19 protein-coding genes are annotated in these 19,458 nt (G+C 46.1%); 15 read left to right on the top strand and 4 right to left on the bottom strand.

The genetic code is table 11. The features are described from left to right. Positions 1–148: 148 nt before the first annotated feature. Positions 149–466: a DMT family transporter gene (locus ACO1B7_RS04000; RefSeq protein WP_155861751.1), complete on the top strand. Its 318-nt coding sequence runs from the start codon at positions 149–151 to the stop codon at positions 464–466. Positions 467–536: 70 nt separating this feature from the next. After that, positions 537–1,022: a methylated-DNA--[protein]-cysteine S-methyltransferase gene (locus ACO1B7_RS03995; RefSeq protein ID WP_155861752.1), complete on the top strand. Its 486-nt coding sequence runs from the start codon at positions 537–539 to the stop codon at positions 1,020–1,022. A gap of 363 nt (positions 1,023–1,385) precedes the next feature. On the opposite strand, the gene ACO1B7_RS03990 is transcribed toward ACO1B7_RS03995, so the two are convergent. The 3 genes from ACO1B7_RS03990 to paaZ all read right to left on the bottom strand — a co-directional run bounded on the left by ACO1B7_RS03990 (position 1,386) and on the right by paaZ (position 6,254). Further along, positions 1,386–2,321, bottom strand: coding sequence for a tRNA-dihydrouridine synthase (locus ACO1B7_RS03990; RefSeq protein WP_174893523.1), 936 nt, complete (start codon positions 2,319–2,321; stop codon positions 1,386–1,388). A gap of 185 nt (positions 2,322–2,506) precedes the next feature. Next, positions 2,507–3,946, bottom strand: a complete 1,440-nt coding sequence (locus ACO1B7_RS03985) for a spinster family MFS transporter (protein ID WP_155861753.1) — start codon at positions 3,944–3,946, stop codon at positions 2,507–2,509. Positions 3,947–4,142: 196 nt separating this feature from the next. Then, positions 4,143–6,254 carry a phenylacetic acid degradation bifunctional protein PaaZ gene (gene paaZ / locus ACO1B7_RS03980; RefSeq protein ID WP_155861754.1) on the bottom strand — a complete coding sequence of 704 codons (2,112 nt, stop codon included), beginning with the start codon at positions 6,252–6,254 and terminating at the stop codon, positions 4,143–4,145. A gap of 263 nt (positions 6,255–6,517) precedes the next feature. Here paaZ and paaA point away from each other — a divergent pair, with 263 nt between their 5' ends. From paaA to ACO1B7_RS03915, 13 genes are all read left to right on the top strand, one after another. Then, on the top strand, positions 6,518–7,462 hold the full coding sequence (paaA, locus tag ACO1B7_RS03975) for a 1,2-phenylacetyl-CoA epoxidase subunit PaaA (RefSeq protein WP_004646055.1): 945 nt from the start codon (positions 6,518–6,520) through the stop codon (positions 7,460–7,462). Positions 7,463–7,495: 33 nt separating this feature from the next. Continuing rightward, entirely contained in the window at positions 7,496–7,786 is a 291-nt protein-coding gene (paaB, locus tag ACO1B7_RS03970) for a 1,2-phenylacetyl-CoA epoxidase subunit PaaB (RefSeq protein WP_004279183.1), read from the top strand. A 17-nt stretch (positions 7,787–7,803) separates the two neighbouring features. After that, a complete protein-coding gene (gene paaC, locus ACO1B7_RS03965) occupies positions 7,804–8,559 on the top strand; it encodes a 1,2-phenylacetyl-CoA epoxidase subunit PaaC (protein ID WP_005247164.1) in 756 nt (251 codons plus the stop codon). Positions 8,560–8,587: 28 nt separating this feature from the next. Continuing rightward, on the top strand, positions 8,588–9,088 hold the full coding sequence (paaD, locus tag ACO1B7_RS03960; protein WP_005247163.1) for a 1,2-phenylacetyl-CoA epoxidase subunit PaaD: 501 nt from the start codon (positions 8,588–8,590) through the stop codon (positions 9,086–9,088). A gap of 75 nt (positions 9,089–9,163) precedes the next feature. Further along, positions 9,164–10,222 carry a 1,2-phenylacetyl-CoA epoxidase subunit PaaE gene (gene paaE / locus ACO1B7_RS03955; protein WP_155861756.1) on the top strand — a complete coding sequence of 353 codons (1,059 nt, stop codon included), beginning with the start codon at positions 9,164–9,166 and terminating at the stop codon, positions 10,220–10,222. 42 nt (positions 10,223–10,264) lie between these two features. Continuing rightward, positions 10,265–11,035: an enoyl-CoA hydratase-related protein gene (locus ACO1B7_RS03950; protein WP_155861757.1), complete on the top strand. Its 771-nt coding sequence runs from the start codon at positions 10,265–10,267 to the stop codon at positions 11,033–11,035. Continuing rightward, entirely contained in the window at positions 11,035–11,826 is a 792-nt protein-coding gene (gene paaG, locus ACO1B7_RS03945) for a 2-(1,2-epoxy-1,2-dihydrophenyl)acetyl-CoA isomerase PaaG (RefSeq protein ID WP_004279188.1), read from the top strand. The genes ACO1B7_RS03950 and paaG overlap by 1 nt, the downstream gene beginning before the upstream one ends. 3 nt (positions 11,827–11,829) lie before the next feature. Continuing rightward, complete coding sequence (locus ACO1B7_RS03940) at positions 11,830–13,383, top strand: 3-hydroxyacyl-CoA dehydrogenase (RefSeq protein ID WP_423089830.1); 1,554 nt, start codon at positions 11,830–11,832, stop codon at positions 13,381–13,383. Between the two features lie 11 nt (positions 13,384–13,394). Then, complete coding sequence (gene pcaF / locus ACO1B7_RS03935) at positions 13,395–14,606, top strand: 3-oxoadipyl-CoA thiolase (RefSeq protein ID WP_155861759.1); 1,212 nt, start codon at positions 13,395–13,397, stop codon at positions 14,604–14,606. Between the two features lie 60 nt (positions 14,607–14,666). Next, a complete protein-coding gene (gene paaK / locus ACO1B7_RS03930) occupies positions 14,667–15,959 on the top strand; it encodes a phenylacetate--CoA ligase PaaK (protein ID WP_423089829.1) in 1,293 nt (430 codons plus the stop codon). Between the two features lie 63 nt (positions 15,960–16,022). Continuing rightward, the gene (gene paaX, locus ACO1B7_RS03925) at positions 16,023–16,961 is read left to right on the top strand and encodes a phenylacetic acid degradation operon negative regulatory protein PaaX (RefSeq protein ID WP_005172449.1); all 939 of its coding nucleotides are present in this window, start codon (positions 16,023–16,025) and stop codon (positions 16,959–16,961) included. A gap of 31 nt (positions 16,962–16,992) precedes the next feature. Beyond that, entirely contained in the window at positions 16,993–17,601 is a 609-nt protein-coding gene (locus ACO1B7_RS03920) for a DapH/DapD/GlmU-related protein (RefSeq protein ID WP_155861761.1), read from the top strand. Positions 17,602–17,730: 129 nt separating this feature from the next. Continuing rightward, positions 17,731–18,492 (top strand): class I SAM-dependent methyltransferase, encoded by a 762-nt coding sequence (locus ACO1B7_RS03915; RefSeq protein ID WP_155861762.1) that lies wholly within the window; start codon positions 17,731–17,733, stop codon positions 18,490–18,492. Between the two features lie 60 nt (positions 18,493–18,552). Here the strand turns inward: ACO1B7_RS03915 and ACO1B7_RS03910 are convergent, their stop codons facing one another. Beyond that, a complete protein-coding gene (locus ACO1B7_RS03910; protein WP_114541386.1) occupies positions 18,553–19,362 on the bottom strand; it encodes a cytochrome C assembly family protein in 810 nt (269 codons plus the stop codon). Between the last annotated feature and the right edge of the window lie 96 nt (positions 19,363–19,458).

The raw sequence follows: 19,458 nt of genomic DNA, 5'->3' as shown, positions 1-19,458 counted from the left end.
GTTTTGTAAAAATAGCCAGATTGCTGCAACGCGGTTTTATAAAATTTTTACACCTAGGAGGAACGACCTCCCTTGTGAATTGCGTATCGGAATTTACAGGAAAAATCGTCAGGACGGCCTGATTCTTATATAAAAGGAGGAGGGCTGCATGGCCTGGATCGTACTTATTCTTGCGGGTATTTTTGAAATCGTTTGGGCATATTCGATGAAGCTGTCTGAAGGATTTACCAGACTTACCCCAAGTATTATTACCATTGTCTTCATGGTACTGAGTTTTGCTTTACTGGCTTATGCGATGCGTACTTTGCCGCTAGGTACAGCCTATACGATCTGGACCGGGATTGGTGCAGTGGGTTCATTTCTCATCGGTATTTGGGTTGTAGGTGAACCTGCTACAGCATTGCGTATGCTGGCTGCCGTACTCATCATTTCCGGTCTGGTGCTGATGAAAGTATCCTCTTCATAATTTGTTTCTGCCTGTCTCGGTACTGGGTTAATATAGAAAATGAACTCAGTGATTGGGACAGGGCGCCATCATGAACTTAAGTTATCTCTATATGGATTCTCCCGTAGGTCAGTTACGACTAGTCGCGAATGAAACCGCGCTGGTGGCCGTGCTTTGGGATTGTGAACAGCCGAATCGGGTGAAACTGGCGACCTTGGTTGAAGATCCGCAGCATCCGGTATTGATTGAAACCAGACGCCAGCTCCAAGAATATTTTGCTGGTCAGCGCAATGTTTTTGACTTGCCTTTGGACTTTGCCGGTACTGATTTTCAGAAAAAAGTCTGGCAGGCTTTACTGAATATTCCCTATGGACAAACGCGAAGTTATCGCGACATTGCTGAACAGGTGGGTAATATCAAGGCGGTACGTGCCGTGGGTGCAGCCAATGGCAAAAACCCGATTTCGATTATTACACCCTGTCATCGCGTGATTGGTCGCAGTGGCAAGCTGGTAGGATTTGCCGGCGGTTTGGATAAAAAAGAAATCCTGTTAAATATTGAGCGAACGCATCCATAGATCTCTTTTATAAATCAAAAAATGATCGTTCTATTGATATTTAAATGAATATTAAAAGCTTCTTCTCCCTCTGGGATAAGAAGCACTGCCTCGCAATGTGATGTGAGGGGTAAAACCTCTCCCTAGCCCTCTCCTACAAGGAGAGGGAATTTCCTTTATAGTGATTATAAAAAATGATTTATGAAAAAACTTTAATATCTACAAAGTTAAAAAAATGAAAAATTAGAATATCTAGTGGAAATTAATCTATCCATACTTTGTGATTGGATTTATTTTGAAGTGGTATTTAAAGCAGCGTAAGCAGTCATAAGTTTTTTACGGACTCATAAAAAAGCCTTTGAATCATTCAAAGGCTTTTTGGTTTTAAATATTTGAAGCTTTCAGTTTTTCGGTAATCTCGGCCAGAACTTTAATCCGTTTTACTTCATCCCATAATGCTTTGGCTTCAGGATAATGTTTCGACATCATGCCGAGCCATTGCTTGTAACGACCGACCATCCCGATCTCAGTTTTGGCTGGGCCGTTGATAAAACGAATTTGTAGTTGCAGTAGTTCATTCCAGTTCATCAAAGGTGCATCCGAGTTTTGACGGATACATTGGGTCAGGTCGGGTGTAGTCACTGCACCACGGCCAATCATCAGATCTTCGCAACTGGATTCCAGACGGCACTGTTTGGCATCGGTATTGTTCCAGATTTCACCATTGGCGATCACATTGATCTTAAGTGTCTCACGAATCGGTTGTAGCTGGTCCCAGAATGCGGGCGGAGTATAGCCATCGGCTTTGGTGCGCGCATGCACGGTGACCCAGGAAGCTCCGGCATCTTCAATCGCATGGGCATTTTCCAGCATGAAATTGCGGTCCATATAACCCAGACGCATTTTGGCGGAAACCGGAATATGCGCAGGGACGGCATCACGCACGGCTTTAACCAGCTCATGCACCACTTCTGGTTCATCGAGCAGGACTGAGCCACCGCGATGACGGTTCACAGTTTTGGCCGGACAGCCAAAATTCATGTCAATTGCCGGTGCACCCATGGCTGCCACTTTGGCGGCATTCGCTGCCAGCATCTCCGGATTATTTCCTAAGAATTGGACATGTACCGGTGTACCTGCCGCCGTCTTGCCATCATTCAACAGTTCAGGGCAGTAAGTATGATAAATATGATCGGGCAGAATGGAGTCGGTGACACGGATAAACTCGGTCACGCACCAGTCAAAGCTACCTACGGATGTCAGCACATCACGCATAATCGGATCGGTTAAGCCTTCCATGGGAGCAAGCACAAGTTTCAACGGTGCACACCTGTAAATTTAAAACGGTGTTATACGTTTTTTTAGGCAGCCTGTCTAGGCTGGATGGGAATTGAAATCTGAGAGCCTGAAAATTGAACTTTTTGGGCTGATATAAAAAGGCCCTTAATGTGGATTAAAGGCCTTTAAAAGTGAAGCTTAAGAGGGTTTATCGATAGCCAGCCATTTTAGTCAGCCAGTTTTTCGACTTTCATGCTCTCACGATAATACTGACAGCCCTTGTACAACAGGAAGCAGCCAATCAATCCGGCAATCGCATTGACGATCGAGATCGAGTTACCAACCATTAAGGGATTCTGGAAATATTTATCCGTGATTAACGCCACTGCAGTCGTTCCGACGCCTAACGCAATCAGGTTTGAAACCAGCAGAAACTTGGCAGATACCTGTGCGCGTAGCTGGTTTGGTGTCAGCATTTGCGTAGCAGCAGCCGATGCAGGAATCGGGAAAGTGGAGAAGAACATCGCCACAAAAATCAGCGCAAATGAAAGCTGCATATTATCGACCTGAGTAAACAGCACACTCGGAATAATCAGCGCTGTACAGCCAATGGCACCGGTACGAATTGCAGCATCGCTATAACCACGTTTCGAGAAAAAGTCGATCAGCCAGCCACAGAACAAGGCACCTGAAGTATTCGCGACCAAAATAATCGTACCGAGGATATAACCGGTTTGACTCGCATCCAGACCGAAATTACGCATGTAGTAGGCAGGTGCCCAGCCCAGCAGGGAATACAGCATCATGGTATAAAAAGAAAAACCAATAAAATGACAGAAGAAGGTCTTTTTATGTGTCTTGATAAAACCGATCGAATTTTTGAAAGAGGCTTTAATGACTTGGCCATCCTGATCGACTTTCATACCCTTACGTGCAGGTTCACGCACCGTCAGCACCATGAGTAGGGCTAGTAATACGCCTGGAAGACCCACAATCATAAAGGTAAGTTGCCAGGTTTTCACTTCACCAATGAGGGGTAAGGCTACGAAGCTGACATCTTTTAGCAGGCCAATCACATAGCCGCCAATCAGGAAAGCTAGGCCCGAACCAATAAAGGCACCAATCGCATATACACCGAGTGCACGGCCTAATTTATCTTTCGGAAATAAGTCGGCAACGATTGAATAAAAGGCAGGGGAAAGCGCAGCTTCACCGGCACCCACACTCAAACGTGCAATAAACATTTGAATAAAGTTTTTACTGAGACCACAAGCCGCTGTGGCAAGACTCCAAAACGCAATCCCGGTTGCAATGATTTTAATCCGGGACTTTCGATCCGCCAATGCTGCGATGGGCAGACCCATAATGGCATAAAACAAGGAGAAGGCCAGACCCTGTAACAGGCTGAACTGGGTATCGCTCAGCATTAAATCGGCTTTAATCGGTTCAATCATGAGCGATAAAATTTGACGGTCTACAAATGACAGAATGTAAGCCACCATACAAATGACCACCACATACCATTGATAGGTGCTGCTTTCCGGTGGCGGTTCAATCTGTTCAGACAGCGGCACAGCCGTTTCTGTCGGTGTAGGCTCAAAATTTTGATTTGTTGGTTGAATCGTCCTTTCAACCATTTCTAGGTTCAGCGATTTATCATTCATCATGCAACATCCTGTGCTGATCGTTTGAGATATTTATTTGATACTTTTAATATGCTTGTTATTTTTATATTGTATCGTATTTAATTAATCTAGAGCCTAAATAGAGAGACGTCAATCTGTTTTTGAAAATAGATACAAATAATTTTTAAAGACAAAAAAAAGGAATCATAATGATTCCTTTTTTTTTGGGTATGAATTTTTAGCCACGTTCAACCAGCGTTAAAATATCGTAGGTTGCAACCAGTTCATTGCGCTGGTTTTTCACTTTAATATCCCAGACCACGACACCATGTGGTTTCTGTGCCGGATCGCGCAGTGCTTTTGGGGTTTTCTGCTTACAGGTCAGTTCTACCTGAATGGTATCGCCAATTTTCACCGGTTCTACAAAGCGCAAGTTGTCCATGCCATAGTTGGCAATGACTGGGCCCTGGGCGGCATCAACGAATAAACCGGCCGCGGCAGACACCACGAAATAGCCATGTGCTACGCGCTCACCAAACAGCGATTCTGCTGCAGCGATCTTGTCCATATGTGCATAGAAGTGATCACCGCTCAGGCAGCCGAAATTCACCAGATCCGCTTCGGTCACGCTACGTCGTGCAGTCAGCAAACGCTCGCCGATACGCAATTCATCAAATGATTTTTTAAAAGGATGCACGCGGTCTTCAAAGACTTGAGCTCCAGCCGTCCAGCTATGGCCGACCTGAGTCATGGCATTTGGCGAGCCTTGAATCGCAGTACGTTGCATATAATGTTTGACTGCACGCAAGCCGCCGAGTTCTTCACCGCCACCGGCACGTCCCGGTCCACCATGAACCAGTAAAGGTAATGGAGAGCCATGTCCGGTACTTTCTTTGGCACTTTCAGCATCCAGAATATGGACACGACCATGCCATGGCGCAATTTTGCTGAGCAGTCGTTCAATATTTTCATCGGTATTGCGTACGATGGATGCCACCAGGCTACCTTCGCCACGTGCCACCAGGTCAGCCAGCTGAGCCAGGTCAGTATATGGCATTAAAGTCACTACAGGCCCAAAGGCTTCAATCTTATGAATGTTTTCTGCCTGAACTGGTGCTTTGCATAGCAAGACTGTTGGTGGATAGCATGCAGACTTCTCCGTATTTTGTACTTGCAGCTTAAAGTCTTGACGCAAGTGGCTACCGAATACAATCTCTGCATCCTGGCTGAGCTGTTCAACTTTTGCAGCGACATCATGTTTCTGTTTGACGCTGGCCAAAGCACCCATCGTCACGCCTTCCTGAGCTGGATCGCCCACGACTACTTTTTTCAGTTTTTCAATCAGACGACTTTGTACTGTATCCAATAGCTCGGCTGGCACAAAGGCACGACGAATAGCGGTACATTTCTGTCCGGCTTTGGTGGTCATTTCACGGAAAACTTCACGGACAAATAAATCAATCGTTTCATCATTGGCTTGCGCCGTCAAAATTGCACTGTTGACCGAGTCTGCTTCCATGGTGAATGGAATCGAGTAGGCATTTAAGTGTGGATGCGAACGCAGTTTTTGCCCTGTTGAAGCAGAACCGGTAAAAGTGACCGTATCTTGAGGATTTAAATGATCAAATAAATCATAGACCTGTCCGCAAATGAGCTGCAGTGAACCTTCTGGCAAGAAACCGCTTTCATGAATGGCTTTAACTACGGCATGAGTCAGCTCGGCACCTTCGGTCGCTGGTTTCACAATACAGGGTACGCCTGCCAGCAGTGTGGGTGCGATTTTTTCCAGCATGCCCCAGATCGGAAAGTTAAAGGCATTGATATGCACGGCGACACCGGCTTTAGGCGTCAGAATATGTTTCGCGCCAAAGCTACCTTGCTTAGAAAGAGGAATCCAGGCATCTTCGACCCATGCTGTTTCATCACTCAGTTCACGACGCACCAAACTTGAATAGGCATATAAGGTGCCAATCCCGCCTTCAATATCAATCCAGGCATCTTTACGGGTACAGCCGGTTGCCTTGGCAAGTTCATAAAAGTCTTCTTTGCGTTCCATCAAATATTGTGCCACTTGCTTCAGTGCATTGGCACGTTGATGGAAGGTCCATGTGGCAATAGCCGCGCCTTTTTGTTTGGCATACTTCACCACGGCTTGGGTATCGATGCCCTGACTGCCGACCAGATAAACCGCTTCACCGCTAATGGCATGATAAACCGTACGTAAATCGGCTTGCGCTGCGTATTCCTGGCCGTACACCAGTGAAGCTAAGCTTTTGATGGCAATAGGATTATGGGTTGATTCAGTATCTTGATAATCCGTTGTGCTTGAGCTGCTGTCTAACTCTAACATTGTAAAAACTCCATTTATGATACGTTTTGAGATGTATTTTAATTTTGATGTTTCATAATTTGTGTTGAAAAAGTGAAAATGTCAATCATAAATCTGTGTTTAAAAATGCGTAACAATAAAATAAAAAAATATTAAATGATATAAAACAAATATTTATTAAAAATAAGGGGTGAAAATTAAATGATACCAATAAATAGATATTGATTTTAATTACGTATCGTTTTAATTTGAGTGTATCAACACTTGGGATAAGTGAGGGAACAATGAATAACCAACAACAAATCTTCGATCAAAAGATTGAAAAGGATATTTCCATAGAGCCGAAGGACTGGATGCCGGATGCTTATCGTAAGACCTTGATTCGTCAGATCGGTCAGCACGCACACTCTGAAGTGGTGGGCATGTTGCCGGAAGGCAACTGGATTACCCGTGCACCGACCTTAAAACGTAAAGCTGTGCTGATGGCAAAAGTTCAGGACGAAGCCGGTCATGCCTTGTATCTGTACAGTGCTGCAGAAACCTTGGGTGCCGATCGTGACGACATGATGGATAAGCTGATTGCCGGTCGCATGAAATATTCTTCAATTTTCAACTATCCAACCCTGAGCTGGGCCGATGTTGCCGCGATTGGCTGGCTGGTGGATGGTGCAGCAATTGTCAATCAGGTTGCGCTGTGCCGTACGTCTTACGGTCCTTATGCCCGAGCTATGGTGCGTGTCTGTAAGGAAGAAAGTTTCCATCAGCGTCAGGGCTTTGAAGCCATGATGGAACTGGCCAATGGTACGCCGGAACAAAAGCAGATGGCACAGGATGCAGTGAACCGTTTCTGGTGGCCGGCACTGATGATGTTTGGTCCAAGTGACGATAATTCACCGAACAGTGCACAAAGTATGCAGTGGAAAATTAAATTATTCAGCAACGATGAGCTACGTCAGAAATTTGTCGATAACACCGTGTCGCAAGTTTTGCAGCTGGGTTTAACCGTTCCAGATCCAGACCTTAAATTCAATGAAGCCACCGGACATTACGAATTTGGTGAAATCAATTGGGATGAGTTTTTTGCGATTCTTGCAGGCAAGGGGCCGTGTAACCATGAGCGTATTGAAGCACGCCGCAAAGCTTGGGAAGGCGGCAAGTGGGTACGTGATTCCGCAGCTGTCTATGCTCAAAAACAGCAGCAACAGTCAGCAGCACAAAAAGTCGCTTAAAAAATAGTTTGATCAATATAAGGAAATTTGCTCATGAATAACAAAAATAACTGGTCACTTTATGAAGTATTTGTGCGTAGTAAACAGGGTCTAAGTCACCGTCATGTCGGCAGCCTGCGTGCACCGGATGAGGAAGTCGCACTACAAAATGCCCGCGATGTATATACCCGCCGCAATGAAGGGATCAGTATCTGGGTGGTGAAATCTGAATTGATTACCTCTTCACAGCCAGATGAAAAAGCAGAATTTTTTGAACCCGCTTTGGACAAGGTTTATCGCCATCCAACCTTTTATAACATTCCAGCTGGCATCGAGCATATGTAAAGGGAAAGGTGAAGAATATGACAAATCAAGTATTGGCAGAATTTCTTTTACATGTGGGTGACAGTCAACTGATCCTGTCTCATCGTTTTGCAGAGTGGTGTGGTCATGCACCTGAACTGGAGCTGGATATTGCCTTAGCCAATATCGGACTGGATTTATTGGGTCAGGCACGTACTGCCCTCAGTCTGGCGGGTGAAGTGGAAGGACAGGGCCGTGATGAAGACAAGCTGGCTTATTTCCGTACCGAACGTGAATACCGTAATTTGCTGCTGTGTGAACAGCCGAATGGTGACTTTGCCCAGACCCTGGTGCGCCAGTGGTTGATGGATCACTACCACGCTTTATTGTTTAGCGCCTTAAGTCAAAGTCAGCATGCTGAGTTGGCGGCTTTTGCAGTGAAATCACTCAAAGAAGTGAAATATCACCAGCGTTTTTCCACCACCTGGATGGAACGCTTAAGTTTAGGTACCGCAGAAGCGCATGAAAAAACCCAGCAAGGTTTAAACCAGTTATGGCGTTTTACCGAGGAACTTTTTGTTCTGACGGCTGATGAAAGACAGTTGGTCGATAGCGGTGTCATTCCAGATATTGAAAATTTAAAAGCCCAGTGGCTGGAGACCATTACATCCGAGTTAGCGCGATTTGAATTAAGCCTGCCAGAGCTAGGCGCTTATCGCAGTGGGGCTAAACAGGGTTTACATACAGAACATCTCGGTTTTGTTTTGGCTGAACTGCAATACATGCAGCGCTCTTATCCAAACATGAACTGGTAATTCGGCACAATCACAGGGAGTGAGTCGCATGAATCTGATTCGACACGTAGAAGATCAATGTTGGGACGTTTTACAGCAGGTTTCTGATCCAGAGATTCCAGTATTGTCAGTGATTGATCTGGGCATGATTCGTGGCGTCGAGCTGAATCAGCAGGATGAAATTGTGGTGCGACTCACGCCGACCTATAGCGGCTGTCCGGCCACGGATTTATTAAAAGCAGAAATTACCCAGGCTTTCGAGGCGAACGGTTTGACGCCGGTCAAAGTCATTGTGGATCTGTCTCAAGCCTGGACCACGGACTGGATGAGTGAATCGGGCAAACACAAATTACAGCAATATGGTATTGCCCCGCCGCAAGGCCAGTCACATAGCTGTGGTACGCATGTGGCATTGACCGATGGCATCACCTGTCCACAGTGCTTAAGTAACAACAGCAAATTATTAAGTGAATTCGGTTCGACCGCCTGTAAAGCTTTATATCAATGTCGGGACTGCTTAGAAACTTTTGACTATTTCAAATGTATTTGATTGTAACGATTGCGCGGTGGGCAGGGTAAACCAATAACAAGCCTGAACACCGCCACCTAAAAGAAGGATTTTGCCATGAGCCAATTTATACCATTAACCATTAAATCGATTCAGCCACAAACCGAGCAGGCGATCTGCATTGCCTTTGATCTCGCGCCTGAGCAGTTGGATGCTTTCCAATATCAGCCGGGTCAGCACCTCACCATTCGCCATTTAACCGATGACGGCGAGCTGCGCCGCTGTTACTCAATCTGCAGTGATACTCAGGAAGACATGAGTATTGCGATTAAAAAAATTGATCAAGGTCAGTTTTCAACCTGGGCCAATGCGCATCTCAAAGCGGGCGATGTACTAGAAGTCATGCCACCGCAAGGGGTGTTCTTTCAGAAAGCCGCCAAGGCTGGTGGCCAGAATTATCTAGGATTTGCAGCAGGCAGTGGTATTACGCCGATCTTATCGATTGTAAAGTCAGTGCTGAACCGTCAAGCGGACGCAACATTCACTCTGGTATATGGCAACCGTTCCTGGAAACAGACTATGTTTTCTGAACAGATCATGGACCTGAAAGACCGTTTTAAGGAACGTCTGCAACTGGTGAATATTTTTTCACGTGAACTGAATGACAGCGAGATCTTTAATGGTCGGATCGATGCGGAAAAATTACAGCAGCTGTTTCAGGCCAATCTGATTTCAGCCGAAGCAGATCATTGTTTCGCTTGCGGTCCTGAAGAAATGATGACAGCAGTCGAAACGGTATTACCGACTTGGGGCATTCAGCGCAGTAAGATTCACACTGAACGCTTCAATACCGGTACTGCACCGAAAGCAACCGCCCAGCAGATGGAAAGCCGTAGCGAAGAACGCGTCAATATTGTTCTGGATGGTCGCGAGCTGATTGTTGAAGTCTCCAAACAGGATGACAGTATTTTAGATGCTGCGCTACGTGCCGGAGCCGACCTGCCATATGCCTGTAAGGGCGGTGTTTGTGCCACCTGTAAATGTAAGGTGTTAGAGGGACAGGTTGAAATGGCGGTGAATTACAGTCTGGAAGAAGATGAAATTCAGAAAGGCTATGTGCTCAGTTGTCAGGCACGTCCAACCACGGCCAATGTCCGACTCAGTTTTGATGAATAACAGCTGAATTTACAGCACCGCGAGCATAGCAGGAGTTCAAGGATGACCTACATTAAAACCAGCTCAACCAGGCCAGGTGTGGTACTGATCGAGCTGAATCGCCCGGAAAAGCGCAATGCCTTAAACAATGCCACCTTGCAAAACATTGCAGCCTGTCTACAGGACTTGGAAACAGATGCTGCTGTGAAAGCCGTGGTCATCACCGGAAATATGCAATGCTTTGCTGCCGGTGCTGATTTAAATGAGCTGGCGCAGTTAGATGTGGTCAGCATCCAGCAAGACCAACGCCCACTGCTCTGGAAAAAAATTGATGAATTTTCCAAGCCTTTAATCATGGCCGTAAATGGTTATGCTTTTGGTGCAGGTTTCGAGTTGGCTTTGCATGGTGACATGGTGCTGACCGGAGAAAATGCCCAGTTTGCCTTGCCTGAAATCGGTTTAGGTATGTTGCCGGGTGCCGGTGGAACCCAGCGTCTGGCCCGTCTGGTCGGTCAGCAATTAACGATGCGCTGGGCCATGACTGGTGAAATGATTTCGGCACAAACAGCCTTGCAACATGGCATTAGTAGCCAGGTTTGTCCGGCAGGATTGACCGTGCAATACGCACTGGAACTGGCAGAAAAAATTGCCAAGCAGGCACCGCTGGCCATTCGTGCCATCAAGCAATCTTTAAAGTCGATTCATGAAGTGACTTTAAGTCAGGGACTGAAACTTGAACGTCAACATTTTGTCTGGCTGGCGGCGACCCAAGATCGCCAGGAAGGCATCAATGCATTTTTAGAAAAAAGAAAACCAGAATTTAGAGGTGTGTAATGGATTATCAAACAATTATTGTCGAAGAAAAAAATGCAGTGGGCTACCTGACCTTTAACCGTCCAAAACAGCTCAACAGCTTTAATGAAACCATGCATCAGGAAGTTTCCAAGGTCATCAAGGCCTGGGCTAAAGATAGCCAGATTCGTGCCGTGGTGATTTCAGCCGAAGGCCGCGGTTTCTGTGCCGGTCAGGATCTGAATGACCGTGTGGTCGATCCGAATGCCGATGCACCGGACTTAGGCCTATCGATTGAAAAATATTACAACCCTTTGATCAAGCTGATTACCGAAATGCCTAAACCGGTGATTTGTGCCGTGAATGGAGTAGCAGCAGGGGCAGGTGCCAATATTGCCCTGGCGTGTGACATTGTGGTGGCAGCAAAATCGGCTTCCTTTATTCAGGCCTTTTGCCGTCTTGGTTTGGTGCCAGATTCAGGCGGTACCTGGTTCCTACCGCGTCTGGTCGGCCGTGCTCAGGCGATGGGCCTAGCGATGCTCGGCGATAAAATTCCGGCTGAGCGTGCAGTACAACTGGGCATGATCTGGCAGGTGGTTGAAGATGAGCAATTGCAGGCAGAAGCGAAAAAACTGGCAGAGCATCTGGCGCAGCAACCGACCTATGGTCTGTCCCTGATCAAAAAAGCCATTCATGCCGCAGCAGAAAACAATTTGGATGAGCAGCTCATTCTGGAACGTGACCTGCAACGTCTGGCTGGACGTTCAAGCGATTATAAGGAAGGTGTACAAGCCTTTATGCAGAAGCGTACCCCTGAATATAAAGGATGCTAAATCATGCAACAGATCAATTTGGAACAAGTCAAAGTTGCTGTGGTCGGTGCTGGAACCATGGGGATTGGCATTGCACAACTGGCAGCCATGCACGGGCATCCGACCTATGTGTTTGATCTCGATCGCAGCAAAGTTCAGAGTGCCTTGACTGCTTTAGAGGCGCAGCTGAGCAAGCGCGTACAAAATGGCAAAATGACCCAGCAATTGCTGGAGAGTACCTTCGCCAATCTGATTGTGGCAGAGGACATTCAGCAGCTTGCCGATGCGGGCTTAATTATTGAAGCCATTGTTGAAAAGAAAGAAGTGAAGCAAAACCTGTTTCAACAGCTGGCTGCCATTTGCCCGGAACAGACGATTTTTGCGTCTAATACTTCTTCAATTTCCATTACCGCAATTGCCTCGGCGATTCCACATCCCGAGCGAGTGATTGGTCTGCATTTCTTTAATCCGGCGCCGGTGATGAAACTGGTCGAGATTATCCGCGGACTGAAAACCTCACCAGCGATTGCCGATGCAGTATTTGATCTGATGAAGGACTGGAACAAGGTTCCGGTGCGAGCCAAATCGACCCCCGGTTTTATCGTCAATCGTGTCGCACGACCTTATTATGCCGAGGCCTTTCGTGCCTTGCAGGAAAATGCCACCACCCCGGAACAGCTCGATTACATCATGCGCGAATGTGGCCGTTTTGCCATGGGGCCGTGTGAACTTACAGATCTAATTGGGCAGGATGTGAATTTCTCGGTCACACAAAGTGTCTATCAGGAATTTTTCTATGAGCCACGCTACCGCCCGTCCTTGATTCAAAAAGAACTGGTCGATGCCGGTTGTTATGGTCGCAAGTCCGGTCAGGGTTTTTATGATTACGCTCAGGCCAAGCCTGCACCTGTATATGAATTGCCAGTGTGTTATGCCAAGTCGCTGAATAAGCTCAAAGTCACAGTAAAAGGTGAATGGCTACATTCCTCAGTACTGATTGAACGTTTAAAACAGGCCTCTCATGTAGAGCTGAGTTTTCAGGCAGCAGAACAGAATGAAATCCTGATTGGTGACCTTTCTCTGCGATTATCGCTTGGCGAATCAGTTGAACTTACCTATCCGCATGAGCCTGTGGTGTTGATGGACTGGCATTCAGATTGGACAAATGCTCAAGCGATTCCAGTCGTTGCATCACCGGCGTGTAGTGCTGAACAGCGCCAGGCAGTGGAGCTATTCCTCATAGGTATGGATATGATACCTATTTGGTCTAAGGATCATCCCGGTCTTTATGTTATACGTAGTATTGCCATGTTGGTGAATGAAGCCTGTGAAGCAGTATTGCATGATATTGCATCAGAACAAGATATTGATTCTGCTATGAAATATGGCGTTAATTATCCTTGTGGTCCATTCGAATGGGCAGATAAAATTGGATATTACACAATTTTACAAATTTTAGAAAATATGTATTGTATTTATGGTGAAGACCGCTATAGAACTAGTATATATTTAGCCAAGAAAGCGGTGCAGGGACATGCACAGAAAACTCAGCAGCAACCATTACGTGTTGCTGGCTAAAAGGAAGAATCATGGAACAGGTTTATATTTTTGATGGAATTCGCACCCCGATCGGACGCTATGCCGGTGGACTGAGCAGCATTCGTGCTGATGATCTGGCAGCGCTACCGATTCAATATCTGAAAGATCAGCATCCTGCCTTGCCATGGGCAGAACTGGATGAAGTGATCTTGGGCTGTGCCAATCAGGCCGGTGAAGATAACCGCAACGTGGCGCGTATGGCTGCTTTACTCGCAGGGTTGCCTGAATCTGTTTCAGCACTGACCGTAAACCGTTTATGTGCCTCAGGTCTGGATGCCATTGGACTGGCAGCCCGTGCCATCAAATCGGGTGAGGCTCAATTTATTTTGGCGGGTGGCGTAGAATCCATGAGCCGAGCGCCTTTTGTGCAATCCAAACCTACAACTGCCTTTAGCCGTACCCCTGAAATTTATGACACCACCATTGGCTGGCGTTTTATCAACCCAAAATTTAAAGCACAGTTTGGCGTCGATAGCATGCCGGAAACTGCCGAAAACGTCGCTGAAAAGTATCAGATTAGCCGTGCAGACCAAGACCTGTTTGCCTATCACAGCCAGCAGAAAACCGCAGTAGCGCAGCAAAAAGGTATTTTTGCCGAAGAAATTCTGCCAGTCGAGGTTAACGGTCCGAAGAAAACCACTCTGACCATTTCCCAAGACGAGCACCCGCGTGCAGAAACGACGCTGGATAATCTGGCAGCCTTGAAAACCCCATTTCGTAAAGAAGGCGGTTCAGTCACCGCTGGTAATGCTTCGGGTGTTAATGACGGGGCGGCTTGCGTATTACTCGGCAATCAGCAGTTTGCTGAGCAGTATGGTTTGCGCCCGAAAGCCAAAGTGATCGGGATGGCCAGCGCCGGTGTCGAAGCCAAATATATGGGCATTGGGCCGGTGCCAGCAGTACATAAAGTGCTGAAACAGACTGGACTCATTCTGGAACAGATGGACGTGATTGAGCTGAATGAAGCTTTTGCTGCGCAGTCACTGGCCGTGATTCGTGAACTCGGCTTGCAAGACGATGATTCCAGAATTAACCCGAATGGCGGTGCCATCGCCTTGGGTCATCCGCTGGGTATGAGTGGCACTCGTCTGGTGATCACGGCCATGAAAGAACTAAAACGCCGTAAAGGCAAATATGCACTCTGCACCATGTGTGTCGGTGTGGGTCAAGGTGTGGCACTGGTTTTAGAAAATATGGATTAAACACATCATTCAATCAATGAATTAAACCGTGGTCAGGAAGACTGCGTCAGGAGTAAGAATATGAATAACAATGCAATGGAAATAATTGAAAAAGTATCGGTTGATGAGTTACGCAGTGTTCAGCTACAGCGTATGAAAAAGACGTTGCAACATGCTTATCAGAATAGCCCGGTTTATAAAAAGAAATTCGATGATGCTGGCGTGCATCCAGACGATTTTAACTCACTGGAAGATCTGGCGAAATTCCCGTTTACCACCAAACAGGATTTACGCGATAACTATCCGTTTGGCATGTTCGCTGTGCCACAAGAACAGATTGTACGTGTACACGCATCTTCTGGTACCACCGGTCAGCCAACCGTGGTGGGTTATACCCAGAATGATATTAATGTCTGGTCGGATGTAGTGGCGCGTTCATTACGTGCAGCTGGCTTGAGCAGTAAAGATATTATTCAGGTGTCTTATGGTTATGGACTGTTTACTGGCGGTCTAGGTGCGCATTATGGCGTTGAGCGTTTGGGTGCAACCGTGATCCCAATGTCTGGCGGACAAACTGATAAACAGGCGCAACTGATTCATGACTTTAAACCGACGGCACTGATGGTCACGCCATCTTACTGCCTGAACATTATTGAAGCGCTTGAGAAGAAATTTGGCACAGCCAAAAACTGCTCGATTAAAACCGGTGTATTTGGTGCAGAGCCATGGACCAATGAAATGCGCAAGGAAATCGAAGAACGTCTGGGTATTGATGCCCTGAATATTTATGGTCTGTCTGAAGTGATGGGGCCGGGTGTCGCAATGGAATGTCTGGAATCCAAAGATGGCCCAACCATCTGGGAAGATCATTTCTATCCTGAAATTATCCATCCGGAAACTGGAGAAGTGCTGCCAGATGGCGAACTGGGTGAACTGGTATTTACCACCATTACCAAAGAAGGCATGCCGGTAATCCGTTACCGTACCCGCGATTTGACCCGTTTATTGCCAGGCACGGCACGCACCATGCGTCGTATGGACAAGATTGTGGGCCGTAGTGATGACATGATGATTATTCGTGGAGTGAATGTGTTCCCGTCGCAGATTGAAGAGCAGATTTTACAGATCCAACAACTGATTCCGAACTACCAGATTCAGATTTGCAAACAGGGACATCTGGATACATTGCATATCCGTACAGAAATGCGTAAAGATAGCAGTGACATTATGGCGCACCAGCTGGCAACTCAGCTTAAGGGCCAGATTAAAACTATGGTCGGAATCACCGTAAGTGTCGAAGTGTTGCCTGAAGGGAGTCTGCCACGCTCTGAAGGCAAGGCACAGCGCGTGTTTGATATCCGCAAGTCTGCATGAAGTACTATTGGATGATAGCCAAATGGTCTATCATCCAATTTCTATAAGGTAAAGTTAAACGCAATGAATCCGAAATTAAAACAAATAATTGATGACTTTATTCAAACTGAAGCACTCAGCGGAACCTCATTAATCATGACCATCTTCGGTGACTGTATTTTTCACCGCGGTGGCATCATCAGTCTGGCCAGCCTGATTCAGCTCATGGATGTCTTCGGATTTAATGAACGATCGGTACGGACTGCCGTATTCCGTCTGGTTCAAAATGGCTGGCTGATGTCTGAAAAAATTGGTCGCACCAGCTATTACCGCGTCACTGAAAGCAGCCGCCAGCGTTTTATTATGGCGGATCAAAAAATTTATAGTTTTAGCCATCAGGAATGGGATCAGAAATGGGATCTGGTGCTGCTCAGTTCGGTGGAACTGGAAAATAAACTGGTTCTGAAAAAAGAACTGGAATGGCTGGGCTTTGCCAATATCGCCACCAATGTCATGGCCTATCCGGGCTGTGATCACCAGAAACTGCAAAACCTGCTGCTGAACTTGAAAATGACTGACCAAGTCGTGGTGTTTAAGGCAGAAACTTTGCAGCTCTGGCAGGAATCCTATCCAACTGTAAAACGCATGGTTGCTACCAACTGGCCGGTGCAGGAACTGCATCAGCGCTATGAAAAATTCATTGCGGATTTCCGGGAATTCTTTCATCTGGTGGAACAGGAAGATGAACTGGATCCGGTTCAGGCTTTTCAGCTGCGAATTTTGCTGATTCATCAATTTCGCCGGATTTTACTAAAAGATCCAAATCTGCCTTTTGAATTATTGCCATCCAACTGGCTTTCCCTGAATGCCCGTAATCTGAGCAGTAATTTATATCAAACGGTGGTTGCGGCAGGGGATGAGTTCTTTATGGAGATCGCACGAACTTCGGAAGGTTCGATGCCGCCGGTACATCCACAATTTTATAAACGTTTTGGCGGTTTACGACTGGAAGCCGTTAGCTAATCTAATTCTGCATTTTTAAAGGAATAAAATAATGCCGTGTTATGCCATTGCTGGTGTGATTCCTGTGGTCAACCCTCGCGCTTATGTGCATCCGCAAGCCGTTCTGATTGGAGATGTGGTGATTGAAGAGGGCGTATATATCGGGCCTTTTGCTACTTTAAGAGCCGACTTTGGTGGGATTCATATCCAGAAAAATGCCAATGTTCAGGATTCCTGTACCATTCATGGCTTTCCCGGTAGCGTCACGCTGGTCGAAGAATATGGTCATATCGGACATGGCGCGATTTTACATGGCTGTATCATTCGCAAAAATGTATTGGTCGGCATGAACAGCGTGATTCTTGATGAAGCCGAGATTGGTGAAAATACCATTGTTGGTGCTAATAGTACGGTTAAAGCCAAAGCCCAGATTCCTGAAAATTCACTGGTGCTCGGTAGTCCGGCGCGGGTTATCCGTCCCTTGGACGCCAAAGAAATTGCCTGGAAAAGCAAAGGGACGCAGGAATATATTCAGCTGACAGAGCGCTGTCTTTCCTCAATGCAGGAGGTCAGTCCTTTAGCAGAAGTCTCCGCAGACCGGCTGAGCTATAAAGCCTTCAAGGCAGAGTATCAGATCAAGCAGAATAGCTTAAATGACTAACTCAGCAAGATGATCCTATTGAATAGATGAATTCTGCATTTTAAAAACCGGAAGTGACTGAAACCAAATTCCAACTGCATTCCCTGACTGGCTATTTAGACTGAAATAAAACTGGTCTGGAAAGCATATATGGAAAATAGGAAATTTAAAGATCATTTCTCCCAACAGTCACAGGACTATGCCTTGTTTCGTCCGCATTATCGGGATGCATTGGGAAAGCTATTGGCAGAGCTGTCACCAGGTACCAAATTGGCTGTAGATGTCGGCTGTGGTTCTGGACAGCTTTCAGAAGTTTTGGCGAATTACTTTGATCAGGTGCTTGCTATTGATGCGAGTAGTGAACAGCTTGCCCAGGCCAAACCGCATCCAAAAATTCAGTATGGTCAGGCATTCGCTGAAGATATCCCGTGTGCTGACCAGAGTGTTGATCTGATTTCGGTGGCTCAAGCAGCGCATTGGCTCGATCTGGAAAAATTTTACGCAGAAGTCCGTCGTATTGCTAAACCCAATGCCATTCTGGCTTTAATTAGCTATGGCGTGTTCAGTGTGGATGAGCCCCATCTGAATCATTATTTTAAGCATTTTTATGAGGTAACGCTTGCATCGTACTGGCCGCCTGAACGTCGCCATGTAGATGAAGGATATAAAAATCTCCCATTTCCATTTCAGGAAATGGTGATTCAGCCACCGGTATTACAGGTTGAATGGAATTTTTATCAGTTAATTGGTTATATGAGTACTTGGTCAGCCGTGAAAGCAGCCACTCAAGCACTTGGACATAATCCATTAAATGCACTGGCAGATGCCTTATTGCCAGAATGGGAAGATCCAGAATTGCCCAGAGTCATTCGCTGGCCATTGTCAGTGCGTGCGGGGCGTATAATCGTTTAAAAAAATATTAGAGCTAGAATCTGTTTATTGAACAATGAATTGAATATTCACGGCTCAGAATTATCGCCCTAGAATCATTTCCAGCACAAATTTAGAACCAATAAAACCCAGTGCCAGCAAGCCAAAACCGAGTAGGGTAAAGCGCACAGCTTTTTGGCCACGCCAGCCAAACTTCCAGTGTCCAATTAATAGTGAACCGTAAACAAGCCAGGAAATGATACTGAACGCCGTTTTATGTGCCAGATGCTGAGCAAAGAAATTGTCGATAGTAAAAAAGCCAAAGCCCAAAGCGAGGGTAAGTAAAACAAAACCGGTCATCAGCATATCAAACAGGAGCGATTCCATGTCCTGATAAGAGGGTAGCAAACTGACCCAGACCCGGCGTTTCTGCTTCTTTTTCAGCTCACGATCCTGAAAACGTAAAATTACGGCCTGAATGGTTGCCATGAGCAATACTGCATAAGCAGACAAAGACAAAATAATATGAATATCCAGACCCAAAGAATTTTGTGCGATGATTTTTGCAGGCTGAGTAAACACAAAGCCGAGGATCAAACCTGTGGCAGCTACTGGAATTCCGATCAGATTCAGGGCGATAATTGGACGATAAGTACTGTAAATAATGCTGAGTAATAGCATTAGACCGGAAGTAAAGGAAAACAGGGCAAAGACATCATAATTGATGCCCAGCGGGGTGTGCATATCACCATACAAGACCAGCGCATGCAAGCCCAGTCCAAGCAGGGCAGTTAGCGATACAAACCATTGATTAGGAGCACGTTTAGACATTAAATGAATGAACAGATACCAGAAGGAAGCGGTATAAGCGACTAATGCTAAGATCGTATAAACCAAGGGGAGGCTAACCATGTCAAACCTTTTTAAGGGTGATGAATATTCATTTATATAAATTCGCTGCGAACTACAGTATCCTATAGCATTCTATGCATAAATTTTCTATTTTAA

The sequence above is a fragment of the Acinetobacter lwoffii genome, assembly GCF_049367455.1.
Classification (GTDB): domain Bacteria; phylum Pseudomonadota; class Gammaproteobacteria; order Pseudomonadales; family Moraxellaceae; genus Acinetobacter; species Acinetobacter lwoffii_W.
This window is presented reverse-complemented; position numbering and strand designations above follow the sequence as displayed.